This is a genomic window from Streptomyces sp. NPDC100445, assembly GCF_044759735.1.
GTDB lineage: Bacteria > Actinomycetota > Actinomycetes > Streptomycetales > Streptomycetaceae > Streptomyces.
Map to the genome: position 1 here is coordinate 111237 of NZ_JBIVZV010000009.1, position 16267 is coordinate 127503.

Here is a 16267-nt window from a genome sequence, read left to right on the forward strand (position 1 = left end):
GGCGCGGTTCCCCCTGCCGGTGCGGGATGTTCATGCGCGGGCCGCCTCGACGAGTGCCGGCCAGGCCTCGGTCAGGTCGGCGAAGGCCGCGATGTCGGACTCGGCCGTGTCGAGTAACCGGCCGCGTTCCGCCGCGAGCCGGTCGGCGAAGGCCGCGTACCGTCCGCCGAGTTTGCGGTATGCCGTGTCGACGCGGTCGAGCCGCCAGAGGTTCTCGGCGCGGTCGAGTCCGGTGCTCTCGCGCAGCAGGGCGGTGACGGCCTCGGGGCGGACGCGGGAACCGGCGTCCAGGAGGCGGTCGCCCTCGGCGGCCATCCGGTCGTAGACGTGGTGGAAGTAGAGCATGGACAGCAGGAACTTCACGAACCGCCGCTGGTAGGCGGGGAATCCGGTGTCGGTGCGGCGTTCGGGGGTGTGGAAGTTGGCGATGTGCCGGTTGTGCAGGATGCCGGGCAGTCGGGCGTCGTGCACGAGGTGGAGGAGGAAGTAGTCGCTGCCGATGGTGTCGGTGGCGGGGGGCAGCGGGACGCGTTCGTAGACCGACCGGTCGAAGGCGACGTTGCACATGTCGACGCGCATGGGGTCGACCACGGTGAGGGTGGAGCGGTCCCCGGTGAAGGGTGCGGTGCCGGCGCCGGTGAAGGACTCCTCGACCAGCGCGCGGGTGCGCTCCTCGGGCCAGTCGCCGGGCGCCCAGAGGCCGACCACGTCGTGGTAGACGGTTTCGTCCAGCCGGCGTATCTCCGCGATGTCGACGGAGAGTTCGCCGATGAAGGAGGCCCCGGCCAGGGAGACCGGGCGGTGCGCCAGGGCCGGGGCGAGGTCGGTGGCGGTGCCGGCGGCCGAGGCGTCGGCGGCGGGCCGGCCCAGCCAGGGCAACTCGTGGTGGACCGGGAACACCGGTTCGCCGGCGTGGACCTGGTAGGCGCTGTCGGAGTCCCTGCGGTGCACCGAGTGGCAGCCGAGGGCGGCGGCCAGCAGGAAGGCGCGGTTGGTGCAGGCGCCGTAGGAGACGGCGGACGGGAGCATCAGGCGGAGCAGGCGGTCGGGGTCGGGCAGGCCGGCGCGGGTGATCGTGCGGCGCAGCCACGCGCGCTGCCGTTCCTCGTCGAGGTGGTGCACGGTGACGCCCGGTTCCGGGGGCAGGGCGGCGACCGTGCGGGCGTGCCCGGCCCGGGTGCGCTCGTCGGCGGAGTCCAGGACGAGCAGCTGGACGTCGGCACCGAAGTGGCGGGCGGCGTACACGGCTTCGGCGTGTACGGCGGTGAGGGTGGGCGAGCAGGACCGGTTGGTGGGCAGGGCGAGGCAGACGCGGTTCACCGGTCGCCTGCCACGGGGGCCCAGGAGTCGAGGCCGAGCAGCCTGCGACCGAGGCCGTCCAGTTCGGCGGGGCCGTAGCGCAGGGCCTCGGGGGTGCGGGCGTCGCCGAGCAGGGTGGCGTTCCAGTCGGGGGTGGCGAGGGTGCGCCAGGACTCCACGCGGGAGTCGCGCAGGGTGGTGTGCTCCTCCAGCGCGGGCATCATCGACAGGTACTGGACGGCTCGGACAGCGTTGTCGGAGAGGTTGGGCGCGACGCCGTGGGCGAGCAGCCCGTTGAAGATCAGCAGGTCGCCGGCCTGGAGGTCGGGGCGGACGACGGGGAACTCGGAGCGGTCGATCGCGGGCCGTACCGGGTCGCGGCCGGGGGGCTGGGCGACGCGCCACTCCTCGAAGCGGCGGAAGAGCTCGGGCGCGCACTGGAAGCCGCCGAGTTCGGGCCGGGTGTCGTTGAGCGCGATGATGCCCTGGACCCGTTGCGGCAGCACCGCGAGGGTGGTGTCGACGTCCCAGTGCAGCTCGATGTCGAAGCCCTCGTCGGTGGGCTCGATCAGGGACCGGGAACGGGTCGACCGGTTGGGCGGGTTGAGGTTGAGCCGGTCCAGGGTGACCCAGAGTTCGTCGCTGTCCCAGACGTCCGCGAAGGCGCCGTGGACCCGGTGGTTCTGGCGGCTGTTCCAGAGCAGCTGGTGGTGGTACGCCTCGACGAAGCCGTAGATGTAGAGGTGCCGGTCCAGTTCGGAGCGGAACTCCGGCTCGGTGTACCAGGTGTCGGGACGGTCGGGGTCCAGGCCCTGGAACTCCCAGGCGAAGTCCAGCAGTTCCTTTGCCTCGCCGGGGGTGATGGCCTCGCGGACGACGACGTAGCCGTACGTCTGCCAGAAGGCGAGGTCCTCCTCGGACAGCACGCGCAGGGGCTGGGTCTTCTCGAGGTCGCGCAGGGGGGTGGGGGCGAGGTAGGTCTCGCCGTCGGCGCTGAAGTAGGGGCGGCCGGTCGCCGCTCGGTGCAGGTAGGGGGCGGGTGTCTGCATGCGATCACTCCGGGGTGGAACGGGAACACCTTCGGGTCGGGCGTGAGACATGTGCCGGTGGCAAGCGCCGGAGCGCGGTGGGCCGCCGGGTGCCGCGGGGAGGCAGGAGTGGGCCGCCCGCCCGGGGGCGGGCGGCCCGGCGCGGCCGGGGATCAGCCGGCGACGACGGCCTCGGCCGCCGCGACGCCGCAGACGCGGGCGGCGCCGTAGGTGGCGATGTGCAGGGCGCCGCGGGGCGGGTCCTGCGGCAGGCCCATCTCGACCACGACGGTGTCGGGGCGGGCGGTGAGCAGGGTGTCGAGCGCGGAGCGCATCCAGTCGTGCCGGTGCGCGTCGCGGACCACGGCGACGATCCGGTGTCCGCCGGCCGCGGCGAGGGCGGCGGCACCGGCGTCTTCGCCGGTGAAGGAGCCGGCGGCACTGCCGGGCAGCAGCCGCTGGAGTTCGGCGGCGACGCCCCAGGGGGTCTGGTCGCCGACGGCGATGTTCGGCTCCGGGTTGAACTGGGCGGTGTAGACGGGGGCGGTGAGGGGTGCGGCGGCGCCGGAGCGGGTGACGGCCAGCGCGCGGCGGGCCGCGACCAGGCCGATCTCCGGGTCGGCCGGGGTGCGCTCCGCGTCACCGCGGGCGGCGGCGGTCCAGGCGGCCAGCGCCCGCACCCGGCCGGCCGCGTCGGCCAGCCGCTCCTCGGGCAGTTCGCCGGAGCGCACGGCGGCCACGAGCGCGTCCCGCAGGTTCAGCACGGTCCGCTCGTCGCACAGTCCGCCGCCCACGCAGATGGCGTCGGCGCCGGCCGCGATGGCGAGGACCACGCCGTGTTCCAGGCCGTAGGTGCCGGAGATGGCGCGCATCTCCATGCCGTCGGTGACGATGAGGCCCTGGTAGCCCAGTTCGCCGCGCAGCAGCTCGGTCAGGATGCGCCGGGACAGGGTGCCGGGGCGGTCCGGGTCGAGGGCCGGGACGAGGATGTGCGCGCTCATGACGGCCCGGGTGCCGGCCGCGATGGCGGCGCGGAAGGGCGGCAGTTCGCGGGCGTAGAGGGTGTCGGCGTCGACGTCGATGCGGGGTACGGCGTGGTGGGAGTCGACGTTGGTGTCGCCGTGCCCGGGGAAGTGCTTGGTGCAGGCGGCGACGCCGGTGGACTGGAGTCCCTCGACCCAGGCGGCGGTGTGCCGGGCCACCAGGTCGGGGCTCGCGCCGAAGGAGCGGACGCCGATGACGGGGTTGTCGGGGTTGGCGTTGACGTCGGCGGAGGGCGCCCAGTCGAAGTTGACGCCGCAGGCGGCCAGGCGCCGGCCCAGTTCGCGGGAGACGGCCCGGGTGAGGCCGGGGTCGTCGACGGCGCCGAGGGCGTGGTTGCCGGGGAAGGAGGAGCCGGTGCGCACGTCGAGTCGGGTGACGTCGCCGCTCTCCTCGTCGATGGCGACCAGCAGGTCGTCGCGTTCGGCGCGCAGCTGGGCGGTGAGGGCGGTGACCTGCTCCTCGCTGACGACGTTGCGGCCGAACAGGGCGACGGAGGCGAGGCCCTCGTCGATGCGGCGGCGCACCCAGTCGGGGGCGGTGGTGCCGTCGAAGCCGGGCTGGAGCACCGCGAGGGCGTCCCGGGCGAGGGTGTCGCCCGCGGTGGAGCCGCTGCCGGAGGCGGTGGTGGGGATGGTGGTCATCGGGGCGTCATCCCTTCACGGCGCCGTCGGTGAGACCGCTGACTGCCTTGCGCTGGAGGAAGATGAAGAGGATCAGGATGGGCAGCGCGAACAGCGACGAGGCGGCCATCGTGGCCCCCCAGTCGTCGCCGAAGGCGGTCTGGAACTGGGACAGCCACAGCGGCAGGGTCTGCTTCTCGATGTCCTTGTTGAGGATCAGGACGAGCGGGAACTCGTTCCACGCGGTGACGAAGCCGAACAGCGAGGTCGCCATCAGGCCGGGTGCGAGGAGCGGGAAGATGACCTTGACGAAGGCCTGCGTGCGGGTGCAGCCGTCGACCATCGCCGACTCCTCCAGCTCCTTCGGCACGGCGGCGACGTAGCCGCGCAGCGTCAGGATGGTCAGCGGGAGCACCATCATCGTGTAGAAGACGGTGAGCGGCACCAGGCTGTTGAGCATGTCGTTGTCGCGGACGAGCATGTAGATGGCGATGATCATGACTTCCCAGGGAGCCATCTGCGCCAGCATGAACGTCACGATCAGCCCGCGCCGGCCCTTGAACCGCAGGCGCGCGAGGGCGAACGCGGCGAGCAGGGCGATGACGAGCGAGAAGACGACCGACAGGACCGTGACGGTGACGGAGTTGAGCACCAGGGTCCAGAAGTGGTCGGCGTCGACCGCCTTCTTGAAGTGTTCGAGGGTGGCGTGCGCCGGGAACCACACCGGGTCGTCGGCGATGATGTCGCCGGTCGGCTTGAAGGCCGTGGCGAACATCCAGTAGACGGGGAACACGAAGCCGACGAAGAGGACGACGGCGGTCGCGTTGGGCCAGATCCGGCCGAAGAGCGAGCGCTTCACAGCTCGTCCTCCTCTTGCTTGAGCACCATGCGCAGGTAGTACGAGGTGACGGCGAGCAGAACCAGGATGGTGAGGAAGGAGATCGCCGCGCCGAGCCCGAAGTGCTGGTTGCCGACGCCCTCGACGAAGGCGTAGATCGGCAGGGTCTCGGTGAGGTGGTCGGGACCGCCCTCGTTCATCGCGAAGATCTGCGCGAACGCCTTGAAGATCCAGATCACTTCGAGGAACGTCGTGGCGTACAGGAAGGGCCGCAGGAAGGGCAGGGTCACCGAGGTGAAGCTCTGCCAGGCGCCGGCGCCGTCCAGGGAGGCGGCCTCGTACAGCTCGCGCGGGATCGTGGTGGTCGCGGCGTAGAGGTTGACCGCCACGAAGGGCACGGACTGCCAGACGAGGAGCAGGGTGATCACGGCGAAGGTGGAGAACTGGGTCTGGAGCCAGTTGTGGTCGGCCATGGAGTGCCAGCCGAGCTTGTCCAGGACCCAGTTGACGACACCGAAACGCTGGGCGAAGAGCCACTGGTAGACGGTGGTGGCCGCGATGACCGGCATGGCCCAGGCGAGGACGAGGCCGATCATGAGCAGCAGTCGCATCTTCGCGCCGAGCCGCGCCAGCAGCAGGCCGGTCAGGGTGCCGACTCCCATGATCAGCACGACGTTGACGGCGGTGAAGACGATGGAACGCGCGACGACGTGCCAGAACTCCCCGCCGGTGAGCACCTCCCGGTAGTTGTCGACACCGTTCCACTCGGTGAGGTGGAGGATGAGCTGCCGCGGGTTGAGGTTCTGGAACGACAGCATGCCGTTCTTGACCAGGGGCCAGCCGAGGAGGACCACGGTGGCCAGCAGCGCGGGCAGCAGGAGCAGGTAGGGGGCGGCGGTGCCGCGCCGGGACGGGGCGCCGGGGGTGCGGTCGTCACCTCGCGGCGGGGCCGGCACCCGGGCCTTGCGGACAGCGGGCTCCCCGGCCGTGTCCGTGCCTTCGGTCTGCACTGACATCAGTTGCCATCTCTTCCGTGGCCGTACGAAAACCAGGCCGTGCCCGTGGCACGGCGCATGCGCGGGCCGGGGGCGCCCCCTCGTGGCGCCCCCGGCTGGGGTCCTCAGTTCTGCTGGGCCAGGCGCTTGTTGATCTCGCCCTCGGCCTGCTTGGCGGCGTCCGCGGGGGACTTACCGTTCAGCACGGCCGTCATGTAGGACTTGATCGGGTTGGGGGCGTTCTCCACCGCGCCCCACTCGGGGATCAGCGGGGTGGTGCCGCCGACGGCGGCGCCGGGGGCGGCGGCCTCGGCGACGGCGTTGCCCTTGAGGTTGGTCTCCAGGGACTTCTTGTTCGGGATGACGCCGTTGAGCTTGGCCAGTTCGCCCTCGTACTGGTCCGACAGGGCGATCTTCAGGAACTCCTTGGCCAGGGCCTGCTTCTTGCTGCCGGCGGCGACGGCGAGGTTGGAGCCGCCGAGGAAGACGCCCTCGGGCTTGTCGGCGGTCTCACCGGGGATGGTGAAGTAGCCGAGGTCCTTCTCGATGGCCTTGTTGGCGGTGACGGCGGTGCCGGCCTCCCAGCCCATGCCGATGAAGGCGCCGGTCTTGCCCTTGGCGAAGACCTCGGCCTGCTGCGGGGTGGCCTCGTCCTTGTCCTTGGGGGCCTTGGAGTAGGAGGCGTACTTCTTGTAGATCTCCATGGCCTTGGTGACCTTGGCGTCACCGAGGTTGGAGACGTACTTGCCGCCGTCCTTCTTCACCAGGTCGGCACCCTGGCCGATGGTCAGGCCGTCGAAGAAGTACCAGTTCTGGCCGGGCAGGTAGAGCGGCTCGGCGTCGGTCTTCTTGCCGATGGCGTCCAGGTCCCGGAAGAACTCGTCCCGGGTCTTGGGGGTGTCCTTGATACCGGCCTTCGCCCAGATCTTCTTGTTGTAGATGACCACGCGGTTGGCGAAGTACCAGGGAGCGGCGTACTGCTTGCCCTCGTAGACCGAGGACTGGGAGACCGACGGCGTCCAGTCGGCGCCGATCGACTGCTTGAGGTCGCTCAGGTCGGCGAGTCCGCCGGTGGCCGCGTAGGCCGGGGTCTGGGTGTTGCCGACCTCCAGCACGTCCGGCGGGGTGGACTCGGAGAGGGCGGTGGTGATCTTCTGCTGGATCCCGTCCCACTTCTGGGTCTCGAACTTCAGCTTGGCGCCGGTCTTCTTCTCGAAGGCGGCCGTGACGTCCTTGGACCACTGGTCCGGCGTGGAGCCGTCCATCGCCCAGACCGTCAGCGTCTGCCCCTTGAAGCTGTCCGGTCCGGCGTTCTTGCCGTTGTCGTCGCCGTCGTCTCCGCCGCACGCCGACACGGAGACCATCATGCCCGCGATCACGATCGCGGCCGCAAGCTTGCGCTTCACGCCACCCTCCTCAGGGATGCCACTTATCCCCCCACGCCCTCGGCGGTGACCTGCGTACGACGCTGTTGCACGTAGGGCTCGGGACCTGGCCACTAATGGTGTAGACCAGTAGGGTGGAGCTTGGCCTAGACCTTTTGGAGTGTCAAGGGTGGTTCGGAAAGCCGCTCCCGGCCGTTACGAGAAAGACACCGGAGCGCGTCCGTCCGCATTCGGCCGCGTTCGCCCGGACGGGTCAGTTGGACTAGACCATAGGTCAGTTGGTCGCTATAACGGGAGCCCATCGACACAGCCGGGAAGGCAGGCATGACCACCGACGTCAGCAGCGCCCAGCCGCACAGGGGGGTACCCGGCCGCACCGCGCGCGTGCCGAAGTACTACCGGATCAAGCAACAGCTCCTCAGCATGGCGGAGGCGCTCCAGCCCGGTTCGGCCATGCCCGCGGAACGGCTGCTCGCCGTCCGGTTCGACACCTCCCGGACCACCGTCCGCCAGGCGCTCCAGGAACTCGTGGGCGAGGGCCGGCTCGACCGGATCCAGGGCAAGGGCACCTTCGTCGCCCAGCCCAAGCTGTACCGCACGCTCCAACTCACCTCGCACACCGAGGACATGCGGGCGCAGGGCCTCACCCCCGCCTCACAGACGCTGGACGTCGGCGAGGTGCCCGCGGACGAGAAACTGGCCGGCCTGCTCGGCATCGGGATCGGCGAACGGGTGCTGCGCATCGAGCGGCTGCGGCTGGCCAGCGGCGACCCGATGGCCATCGAGACGACCCACCTGTCGGTACGGCGCTTCCCCGGCCTGCGCCGCTGCCTGGCCGGCTGCCCGTCGCTGTACACGGCGCTGGCCGAGGTGTACGACGTCCATCTCGCCGAGGCCGACGAGACCATCGAGACCTCGCTGTCGACCCCGCGCGAGGCGCAGTTGCTCGGCACCGACGTGGGACTGCCGATGCTCCTGCTGTCCCGGCACTCACGGGACGCGGAGGGCTCGCCCGTGGAGTGGGTGCGCTCGGTGTACCGGGGCTCGCGCTACAAGTTCGTCGCCGCCCTGCACCGGCCGGGCGGCGCCCCCGTGGTCCGGCGCAGGACGGTCCCCGTGGAGCGGGACGGGTTCGGCTGGGCCTGATCGGTGCCGTGGCCGCGCGGACCGGCGGACGGCGCGTATTGGGTGTCGGGTGACGCCCGGTGTCACTCCTGGACGAGCGTGACGTCCTGGCCGGTCACCGCGTGGAAGGCCGGCAGCAGCAGGAAGCCCGAGGGGCGCAGCTCGGTGAGGGTGGCCTCGACGTGCGCCGCCCCGGCCCTCAGCGCCTCCGCCGAGACCTGACCGGAGTTCTCCCAGCGGTGCTCGGCGCCGTCGCACCGGGCCAGGCCGCCGCCGATGCCGTACCGGAGCCGGGGGTCGGCCTGGCTGACCGAGGAGCTGACGAAGACCGGGCCGGTGCCTTCGGCGCAGCGGTAGGTGCCCGAGAGCGTCACCAGGTTGCCGGACCCGAGCCGGCCGACGGTGTCGACGGTGACCGTCTCGGCGGGGTCGGCGGTGACCCCGGAGGCGGGGACGGCGGCGACGCACAGCAGGGCGGCGACCCCTAGGGCCGTGACGAGGGCGGGACGCAGGGGCATGAGGGATACCTCCCGGTTCGGGCGAATTCGAGGAATCCACTGGTACCCGGCGGCCGGGCCGACGAGCGTGACCATCACCCCATCGGTGGCGCGTCCCAGCACCGACCGGACCGGCCGGACGGGGGCCCGGGGGCCAAGGACCCAGAGGGCCGGGTTCAGGGGACCGGGAACCAGGAGGTCGGGGGCCAGGAGGGCGGGCGCCCGGGGGCCAGGAGAGCGGGGGCCAGGAGGCTGGGGGCCCCGGGGGCCAGGAGGGCGGGGGCCGGGAGGCCGGGAGGGCGGGGGCCGGGAGGGCGGGGGCCGGGAGGGCTGGGGGCCCGGCGGCCCGGAAGGCCTGGCGGCCGGGGGCCCGGGAGACCAGGAGGGCCGGTGCCCGGGGACCCTGAGGACTAGGGGGGCCGGGAGTCAAGGGCACCGGGGGGCGGGGCCCGGCGACCAAGGAGGCCGGGGGCCCGGAAAATTGGAAGGCCGGGCGGACCCCCAAGGCCCGGGGGGGCCCGGAGACCCAGGGAGCCGCGAGCCCGGGAAATTGGAAGGCCGAGCGGGCCCGGGGGCTGGGCGGACCCGGAGATCAGGAGGGCCAGGGGGCCCTGGGGACCAGGAGAGCCGGGGCCCTTGGGACCAGGACGGCCGGGGACTAGAGGGCTGGGGGCCCGGGGTCCGGGAGGGCTGGGGGCCCGGGGAGCGGGAGGACCGGGGGCCGGGGGCCCGGGAAGTTTGGTGACCCGGGAAGTCCGGGGGCCGGAAGGTGCAGGGAACGGAAGGCCCAGGGGCCCGGAAGGCGGGGACCCGGAGGGCAGGGGCCAAGGGACCGGGAGGTCGGGGGACCGAGCGGGCCGGGGGCCCCAGGAACGCGTAGGGTCGGGAAGCCTGGAGGGCCGGGTGCCCAGAGGGACGCGGAAGGCCAGGGTCCCCTACGGCAGTACGGCGAACCCGTCCAGTTCCACCAACGCCCGCTCGTCCCACAGCCGTACGACCTCCACGACGGCCATCGCCGGGTAGTCACGGCCCGCCAGCTGGCGCCAGATGGCGCCCAGTTGCCGGGCGTGGGCGCGGTACGCGGCGACGTCCGTGGCGTAGACGGTGACCCGGGCCAGGTCGGCGGGGGTGCCGCCGGCCGCGCGCAGGGCGGTGAGGAGGTTGCCGAGCGCCGTCCCGAACTGTTCGGGGAGGGTGTCGCCGATGACCTCGCCGGCGGCGTCGAGCGCGGTCTGGCCCGCGAGGAACACCACGCGGGAACCGGTCGCGACGACGGCGTGCGAGAACCCCGTGGGCGGGGACAGTTCGGGCGGGTCGACGCGCTCGGTCGTCACCGGGCCTCCTCGGCTGCCGTGGCGTACAGCTCCTTGGCGATGATGCCCCGCTGCACCTCGCTGGCACCCTCGTAGATACGGGGCGCGCGTACCTCGCGGTAGAGGTGTTCGAGCAGGTGGCCGCGGCGCAGGGCGCGGGCGCCGTGCAGCTGGACCGCCATGTCGACGACGTACTGCGCGGTCTCGGTGGCGAGCAGTTTGGCCATCGCGGCGCGCCGGGGCACACCGCCGGCCCCCGCGTCGTACGCCGAGGCCGCCGCGTACACCATCAGTCGGGCCGCCTCCGTGCGCAGGGCCATCTCGGCGACCTGGTGGGAGACGGCCTGGAGGTCCATCAGCCGGCCCCCGAACGCCTCGCGGCGGCCGGTGTGGGCGACGGTGGCGTCCAGCGCGGCCTGCGCCATGCCGACCGCGAAGGCGCCGACGCTGGGGCGGAAGAGGTTGAGGGTGTCCATGGCAACGGCGAAGCCGCGGCCGGGCTCGCCGACCACGTCGTCAGCGGTGACGGGCACGGCGTCGAAGCGGAGGGCGCCGACGGGGTGCGGGGAGATCATCTCCAGGGGGCTGCCGGTGAGCCCCGGCCGGTCCGCGGGGACCAGGAAGGCGGTGACGCCCCGGGCGCGGGCGCCGGGTGTGGTGCGGGCGAAGACGGTGTAGAAGTCGGCCTCGGGGGCGTTGGATATCCAGCACTTGGCGCCGGTGAGCCGCCAGCCGGTGCTGTCGGGTTCGGCCGCGAGGGCCAGTGCCGCCGCGTCCGAACCGGCCCCGGGCTCGCTCAGCGCGAACGCGGCGACGGCGCTGCCGTCGGCGACCCGGGGCAGCCAGCGTCCCCGCTGGGCCGGGGTGCCGTGCGCGTGCACCGGGTGGGCGCCCAGGCCCTGGAGGGCGAGGGCGGTCTCCGCCTCCGTGCAGGCCTGGGCGAGGGACTCGCGCATCAGGCACAGGTCGAGCGCGCCGGAGTCGAACAGCCGGGTGAGCAGTCCGAGCCGGCCGAGTTCGGCGAGGAGCGGCCGGTTGACGCGGCCGGGTTCGCCCCGGTCGGCGAGCGGGCGCAGCCGTCCGGCGGCCAGCGCGCGCAACTCCGCGCACCAGGCGTCCTGTTCCGGCCCGAGCGAGAATGCGGACACCGCCGGTCCTCCCCGTCATCCGTGGACGGGCCGCCACCGGCGTCCCGTCGTCCCGCGAGGCGGGGCATCGGGTTGCGCCCCTCCCCGACGTTATCGCGCACCGTTGACTCCCGTCATCAACGCGATACGCTCCGACGCGAGCCCACGAGGAAGCCCGTCCGGACGTCTGTCACGGCAAGGGGGCGGACCGCCATGCATCGCTCGGCCCACGTCGACACGTTCACGCGCGACCACCTCCCGCCGCCGCACACCTGGCCCGACCTGCTCCTGGACCTGCCGGAGCTGCGGTATCCCGGCCGGCTGAACTGCGCCGCGGAGCTGCTGGACCACGCCGACCCGGACCGCCCGGCGTTCCGCACCCCGGCCGGCGCCGCGTGGACCTACGGCGAGCTGCGCGCGCACGTCGACCGCGTGGCCCACGTGCTCACCACCGGCCTGGGTGTGGTCCCGGGCAACCGGGTCCTGCTGCGCGGCCCCACCACCCCGTGGCTCGCCGCGTGCTGGCTGGCCGTGCTGAAGGCGGGCGCGGTCGCGGTCACCGTGCTGGACCGGCAGCGCCCGTACGAGCTGACGACCCTGTGCCGGATCGCCCGGGTCGGGCACGCGCTGTGCGACATACGGTCGGTGGACGACCTGGTAGGGGCGCGGATACCCGGGCTGCGGATCACGACGTACGGCGGCGGCGCCCCCGACGACCTCCTGAACCGCCCGGCGCCCGCGACGCCGTACCCGGCGGTGGACACCGCCGCCGACGACGTGGCACTGATCGCGTTCACCTCCGGCACGACGGGCCGCCCGAAAGGGTGCATGCACTTCCACCGGGATGTGCTGGCGACAGCCGACACCTTCTCGAAGCATGTGTTGCGCCCCCATGGGGACGACGTCTTCGCCGGCAGCCCCCCGCTCGGCTTCACCTTCGGCCTCGGCGGGCTGGTCGTCTTCCCCCTGCGCGCCGGTGCCAGCGCGCTCCTGCTGGAGCGGGCCGGCCCCCGGGACTTGCTGCCGGCGGTCGCCGAGCACCGGGTCTCGGTCCTGTTCACCGCGCCGACCGCCTACCGCGCCATGCTGGAGGACGTGCACCGGTACGACCTGTCCTCGCTGCGGCGCTGCGTGTCGGCCGGCGAGAACCTGCCCGCGGCCACCTGGCGGGCCTGGCACGCGCGCACGGGCCTGCGCCTCATCAACGGCATCGGCGCCACCGAACTGCTGCACATCTTCGTCTCCGCCGCGGACGACCGGATCAGGCCCGGCACCCTGGGCGTCCCGGTCCCGGGCTGGCAGGCGCGCGTCCAGGACGGCGACGGCAGGCCGGTGCCCGACGGCGTGCCCGGTCTGCTGGCGGTACGCGGCCCGGTGGGCTGCCGCTACCTGGCCGACCCGCGGCAGCGGGAGTACGTCCGGGACGGCTGGAACATCACCGGGGACACGTGTGTCCGTGAGGCCGACGGGTACATCCGCCATGTGGCGCGCGCCGACGACATGATCATCTCCGCCGGGTACAACATCGCGGGCCCGGAGGTGGAGGACGCGCTGCTGCGCCATCCGGACGTGACCGAGACGGCGGTCGTCGGCCGCCCCGACGAGGCCCGGGGCCAGATCGCGGTGGCATACACCGTGCTGCGCGAGGGGGCCCGGCGCGACCCGGAGGCGCTGTGCGCCTTCCTCCGGCGGGAACTCGCGCCCTACAAGTGCCCGCGCGAGTTCGTCTTCGTCGACGCGCTGCCCCGCACCGCCACCGGCAAGGTGCAGCGGTTCCGGCTGCGCACCCATGTGACCAGCGACGATGCCGACGACCTAAAATGATCAACGTGTCCGAGCAACACGCCCCCCGGTCCCTCATCGTCACGCTCTACGGCGCGTACGGCCGCTTCGTTCCCGGCCCGGTGCCCGTCGCCGAGCTGATCCGGCTGCTGGCCGCGGTAGGGGTGGACGCGCCGTCCGTGCGCTCCTCGGTGTCCCGGCTCAAACGCCGCGGCCTGCTGCTGCCGGCCCGCACCGGGACCGGCGCCGCCGGATACGAACTCTCCGCCGAGGCACGCCAGTTGCTGGACGACGGTGACCGGCGGGTGTACGCCACCGCGCCGTTCGGGGACGAGGGCTGGGTGCTCGCGGTGTTCTCGGTGCCGGAGTCGGAGCGGCAGAAGCGGCACGTGCTGCGTTCCCGGCTGGCCCGGCTGGGGTTCGGCACGGCGGCCCCGGGGGTGTGGATCGCCCCGGCCCGGCTGCACGAGGAGGCGGAGCACACCCTGCGCCGGCTGCGCCTGGACCCGTACGTGGACTTCTTCCGCGGCGAGCACCTGGGGTTCGCGCCGACCGGTGAGGCGGTGGCCCGCTGGTGGGACCTGGCCGCGATCGCCAAGGAGCACGAGCGGTTCCTGGACACGCACGCGCCGGTGCTGCACGCCTGGCGGCGACGCACCGACACCCCGCCCGAGGAGGCCTACCGGGACTACCTCCTCGTCCTGGACTCCTGGCGCCACCTGCCCTACACCGATCCGGGCCTGCCCGCCCGGCTGCTGCCCGCCGACTGGCCGGGGGCCCGTTCGGCGGAGGTCTTCCGGGGCCTGCACGAACGGCTGCGGGAGGCGGGCGCGCAGTTCGCGGGGCTGTGACCCCCGGCGCCCCGGGCGTCCCCGCGCGGCGGGCGGCGGGGCTCAGCGCTCCGGGGACAGCCGGGGCCCGGGGATGTCGGTGCGGCCGGTGCGCGGGGGGCGGTTGCCCGCGCGGTAGGGCGCGGGCCAGCCGGCGCCGGGGCCCTCGTACCCCTGCTCGGCCGCCGCGTGCAGGGTCCAGTGCGGGTCGTACAGGTGCGGGCGGCCCAGCGCGCACAGATCGGCCCGCCCGGCGAGGATCAGGGAGTTGACGTCGTCCCAGGAGGAGATCGCGCCCACCGCGATCACCGGGACGCGCGCCTCGTGCCGGACGCGGTCGGCGAACGGCGTCTGGTACGACCGCCCGAACTCCGGCCGTTCCCGGGCCACCACCTGTCCGGTGGAGACGTCGAGGGCGTCGGCGCCGTGCGCGGCGAAGGCCCGGGCGATCTCGACGGCGTCTTCGGCGGTCGTGCCGCCCTCCGCCCAGTCGGTGGCCGATATCCGCACGGTCATGGGCCGTTCCGCCGGCCACACCGCGCGTACCGCGTCGAACACCTCCAGCGGGAACCGCAGCCGCCGCTCCAGCGAGCCGCCGTAGGCGTCGGTGCGCCGGTTGGTGAGCGGGGAGAGGAAGCCGGAGAGCAGGTAGCCGTGGGCGCAGTGCAGTTCCAGCAGGTCGAAGCCGGCCCGTGCGGCCCGCCACGCGGCGGCGGCGAACTGCTCGCGCACGTCGGTCAGCTGGGCGCGCGACAGCTGGCGCGGGACCTGCCCGTCCGGCCGGTACGGCAGCGGGGAGGCGGCCAGCAGCGGCCAGTTGCCGTCGTCCAGCGGCTCGTCCATGCCCTCCCACATCCGCTTGGTGGACCCCTTGCCGCCGGAGTGCCCGAGCTGCACGCCGATCGCGGTGCCCGGGGCCCGGGTGTGCACGAAGTCGGTGACGCGCCGCCACGCCTCGGCCTGCCGCCCGGTGTAGAGGCCGGCGCAGCCGGGGGTGATGCGGCCCTCCTCGCTGACGCACGCCATCTCGGTCATCACCAGTCCGGCGCCGCCGAGGGCGCGGGCGCCGAGGTGGACGAGGTGGAGGTCGCCGGGCAGGCCGTCGGTGGCGGAGTACATGTCCATCGGTGACACGACGACGCGGTTACGCAGAGTCAGGCCGCGCAGCCGGAACGGCGTGAACATCGGGGGTGTGCCGGGCGGGCAGCCGAACTCGCGCTCGACGGCCCCGGTGAAGCGGGCGTCGCGCAGCCGGAGGTTGCCGTGGGTGACGCGGCGGCTGCGGGTGAGCAGGTTGAAGGCGAACTGGCGGGGCGGCTGGCCCAGGTACAGCCGCAGGTTCTCGAACCACTCCAGGCTGGCGCGGGCGGCCCGCTGGGTGGAGGCGACGACGGGCCCGCGCTCCTCCTCGTAGGCCGCCAGCGCCCCGGGGATGTCCGGCCGCTCCTCCAGGTGGGCCACGAGGGCGACGGCGTCCTCGACGGCGAGTTTGGTGCCGGAGCCGATGGAGAAGTGGGCGGTGTGGGCGGCGTCGCCGAGGAGGACGACGTTGCCGTGCGACCAGCGCTCGTTGACCACCGTGCGGAAGGTGGTCCAGGCCGGTCGGTGGGAGCGCAGGGGCCGGCCGCCGAGCGCGTCGGCGAAGATCTTGGCGCAGCGTTCGACGGACTCGCGCGGGGTGACGTCGTCGAAGCCGGCGGCCCGCCAGACCTCCTCGCGCATCTCGACGATGACGGTGGAGGCGTCCGCCGCGTACGGGTAGCCGTGCAGTTGCATCACGCCGTGCTCGGTCTCGGCTATCTCGAAACGGAAGGCGTCGAAGGCGGTGTCCGCGGCGAGCCACAGGTAGCGGCAGTGGTGTTCGGCCACATGGGGCCGGAACACATGCGCGTAGGCCTCGCGAACGGTGCTGTGCACACCGTCGGCGGCGATGACCAGGTCGTGTCCGGCGGACAGGACGTCCGGGTGCGGGGCCTCGGTGCAAAAGCGGATCCGCACGCCGAGGGAGTGGCAGCGGGCGTGCAGGATCTCCAGGAGGCGGCGCCGCCCCAGCGCCGCGAACCCGTGTCCGCCCGAGCGGTGCCGTACGCCACGGTGCACGACGTCGATGTCGTCCCAGCGGGCGAAGTCCCGGCTGAGGGCCTCGTGGACGACGGGGTCCGCGTGGGCCATGCCGCCGAGGGTCTCGTCCGACAGGACGACACCGAAGCCGAAGGTGTCGTCGGGGGCGTTGCGTTCCCAGACGGTGACCTGCCGTGCGGGATCGCGGCGCTTGAGCAGGGCCGCCGCGTACAGGCCGCCGGGGCCGCCGCCGACGACCGCGACGCGCGCGGCGCGCGCGCCCGGTGCCGTTCGGGCCGGCGTGTCCCCGGTCGGTGTCACTC

13 protein-coding genes are annotated in these 16267 nt (G+C 73.2%); 3 read left to right on the top strand and 10 right to left on the bottom strand.

Going from position 1 to position 16267, the window contains the following annotated elements; all coding sequences use genetic code 11:
• Positions 1 to 30: 30 nt before the first annotated feature.
• From ACIQVT_RS21845 to ACIQVT_RS21870, 6 genes are all read right to left on the bottom strand, one after another.
• Entirely contained in the window at positions 31 to 1320 is a 1290-nt protein-coding gene (locus tag ACIQVT_RS21845) for a DUF6271 family protein (RefSeq protein WP_403756173.1), read from the bottom strand.
• Complete coding sequence (locus tag ACIQVT_RS21850; RefSeq protein ID WP_403756176.1) at positions 1317 to 2348, bottom strand: phytanoyl-CoA dioxygenase family protein; 1032 nt, start codon at positions 2346 to 2348, stop codon at positions 1317 to 1319. The genes ACIQVT_RS21845 and ACIQVT_RS21850 overlap by 4 nt, the downstream gene beginning before the upstream one ends.
• A 152-nt stretch (positions 2349 to 2500) precedes the next feature.
• Positions 2501 to 4012, bottom strand: coding sequence for a glycoside hydrolase family 3 protein (locus ACIQVT_RS21855; RefSeq protein ID WP_403756179.1), 1512 nt, complete (start codon positions 4010 to 4012; stop codon positions 2501 to 2503).
• A 7-nt stretch (positions 4013 to 4019) separates the two neighbouring features.
• Positions 4020 to 4850 (bottom strand): carbohydrate ABC transporter permease, encoded by an 831-nt coding sequence (locus ACIQVT_RS21860; protein ID WP_403756182.1) that lies wholly within the window; start codon positions 4848 to 4850, stop codon positions 4020 to 4022.
• Positions 4847 to 5845, bottom strand: coding sequence for a carbohydrate ABC transporter permease (locus ACIQVT_RS21865; protein ID WP_403756185.1), 999 nt, complete (start codon positions 5843 to 5845; stop codon positions 4847 to 4849). The genes ACIQVT_RS21860 and ACIQVT_RS21865 overlap by 4 nt, the downstream gene beginning before the upstream one ends.
• Before the next feature lie 104 nt (positions 5846 to 5949).
• Entirely contained in the window at positions 5950 to 7230 is a 1281-nt protein-coding gene (locus tag ACIQVT_RS21870) for an extracellular solute-binding protein (RefSeq protein ID WP_403756188.1), read from the bottom strand.
• 303 nt (positions 7231 to 7533) lie between these two features.
• Between ACIQVT_RS21870 and ACIQVT_RS21875 the strand changes: the two genes are divergently transcribed.
• Positions 7534 to 8355, top strand: a complete 822-nt coding sequence (locus ACIQVT_RS21875) for a GntR family transcriptional regulator (protein ID WP_403756191.1) — start codon at positions 7534 to 7536, stop codon at positions 8353 to 8355.
• Between the two features lie 62 nt (positions 8356 to 8417).
• On the opposite strand, the gene ACIQVT_RS21880 is transcribed toward ACIQVT_RS21875, so the two are convergent.
• The 3 genes from ACIQVT_RS21880 to ACIQVT_RS21890 all read right to left on the bottom strand — a co-directional run bounded on the left by ACIQVT_RS21880 (position 8418) and on the right by ACIQVT_RS21890 (position 11292).
• Positions 8418 to 8852 carry a DUF6299 family protein gene (locus tag ACIQVT_RS21880; RefSeq protein WP_403756194.1) on the bottom strand — a complete coding sequence of 145 codons (435 nt, stop codon included), beginning with the start codon at positions 8850 to 8852 and terminating at the stop codon, positions 8418 to 8420.
• A gap of 914 nt (positions 8853 to 9766) precedes the next feature.
• The gene (locus ACIQVT_RS21885; RefSeq protein ID WP_403756197.1) at positions 9767 to 10165 is read right to left on the bottom strand and encodes a RidA family protein; all 399 of its coding nucleotides are present in this window, start codon (positions 10163 to 10165) and stop codon (positions 9767 to 9769) included.
• A complete protein-coding gene (locus ACIQVT_RS21890; protein ID WP_403756200.1) occupies positions 10162 to 11292 on the bottom strand; it encodes an acyl-CoA dehydrogenase family protein in 1131 nt (376 codons plus the stop codon). Before ACIQVT_RS21890 ends, ACIQVT_RS21885 begins: the two co-directional genes overlap by 4 nt.
• A 192-nt stretch (positions 11293 to 11484) precedes the next feature.
• Here ACIQVT_RS21890 and ACIQVT_RS21895 point away from each other — a divergent pair, with 192 nt between their 5' ends.
• On the top strand, positions 11485 to 13095 hold the full coding sequence (locus ACIQVT_RS21895; RefSeq protein WP_403756205.1) for an AMP-binding protein: 1611 nt from the start codon (positions 11485 to 11487) through the stop codon (positions 13093 to 13095).
• Positions 13092 to 13904 carry a PaaX family transcriptional regulator C-terminal domain-containing protein gene (locus ACIQVT_RS21900; RefSeq protein WP_403756208.1) on the top strand — a complete coding sequence of 271 codons (813 nt, stop codon included), beginning with the start codon at positions 13092 to 13094 and terminating at the stop codon, positions 13902 to 13904. Before ACIQVT_RS21895 ends, ACIQVT_RS21900 begins: the two co-directional genes overlap by 4 nt.
• A 42-nt stretch (positions 13905 to 13946) precedes the next feature.
• Here ACIQVT_RS21900 and ACIQVT_RS21905 read toward each other — a convergent pair whose 3' ends face one another.
• Positions 13947 to 16265, bottom strand: coding sequence for a bifunctional salicylyl-CoA 5-hydroxylase/oxidoreductase (locus ACIQVT_RS21905; RefSeq protein WP_403756211.1), 2319 nt, complete (start codon positions 16263 to 16265; stop codon positions 13947 to 13949).
• Positions 16266 to 16267 lie beyond the last annotated feature (2 nt).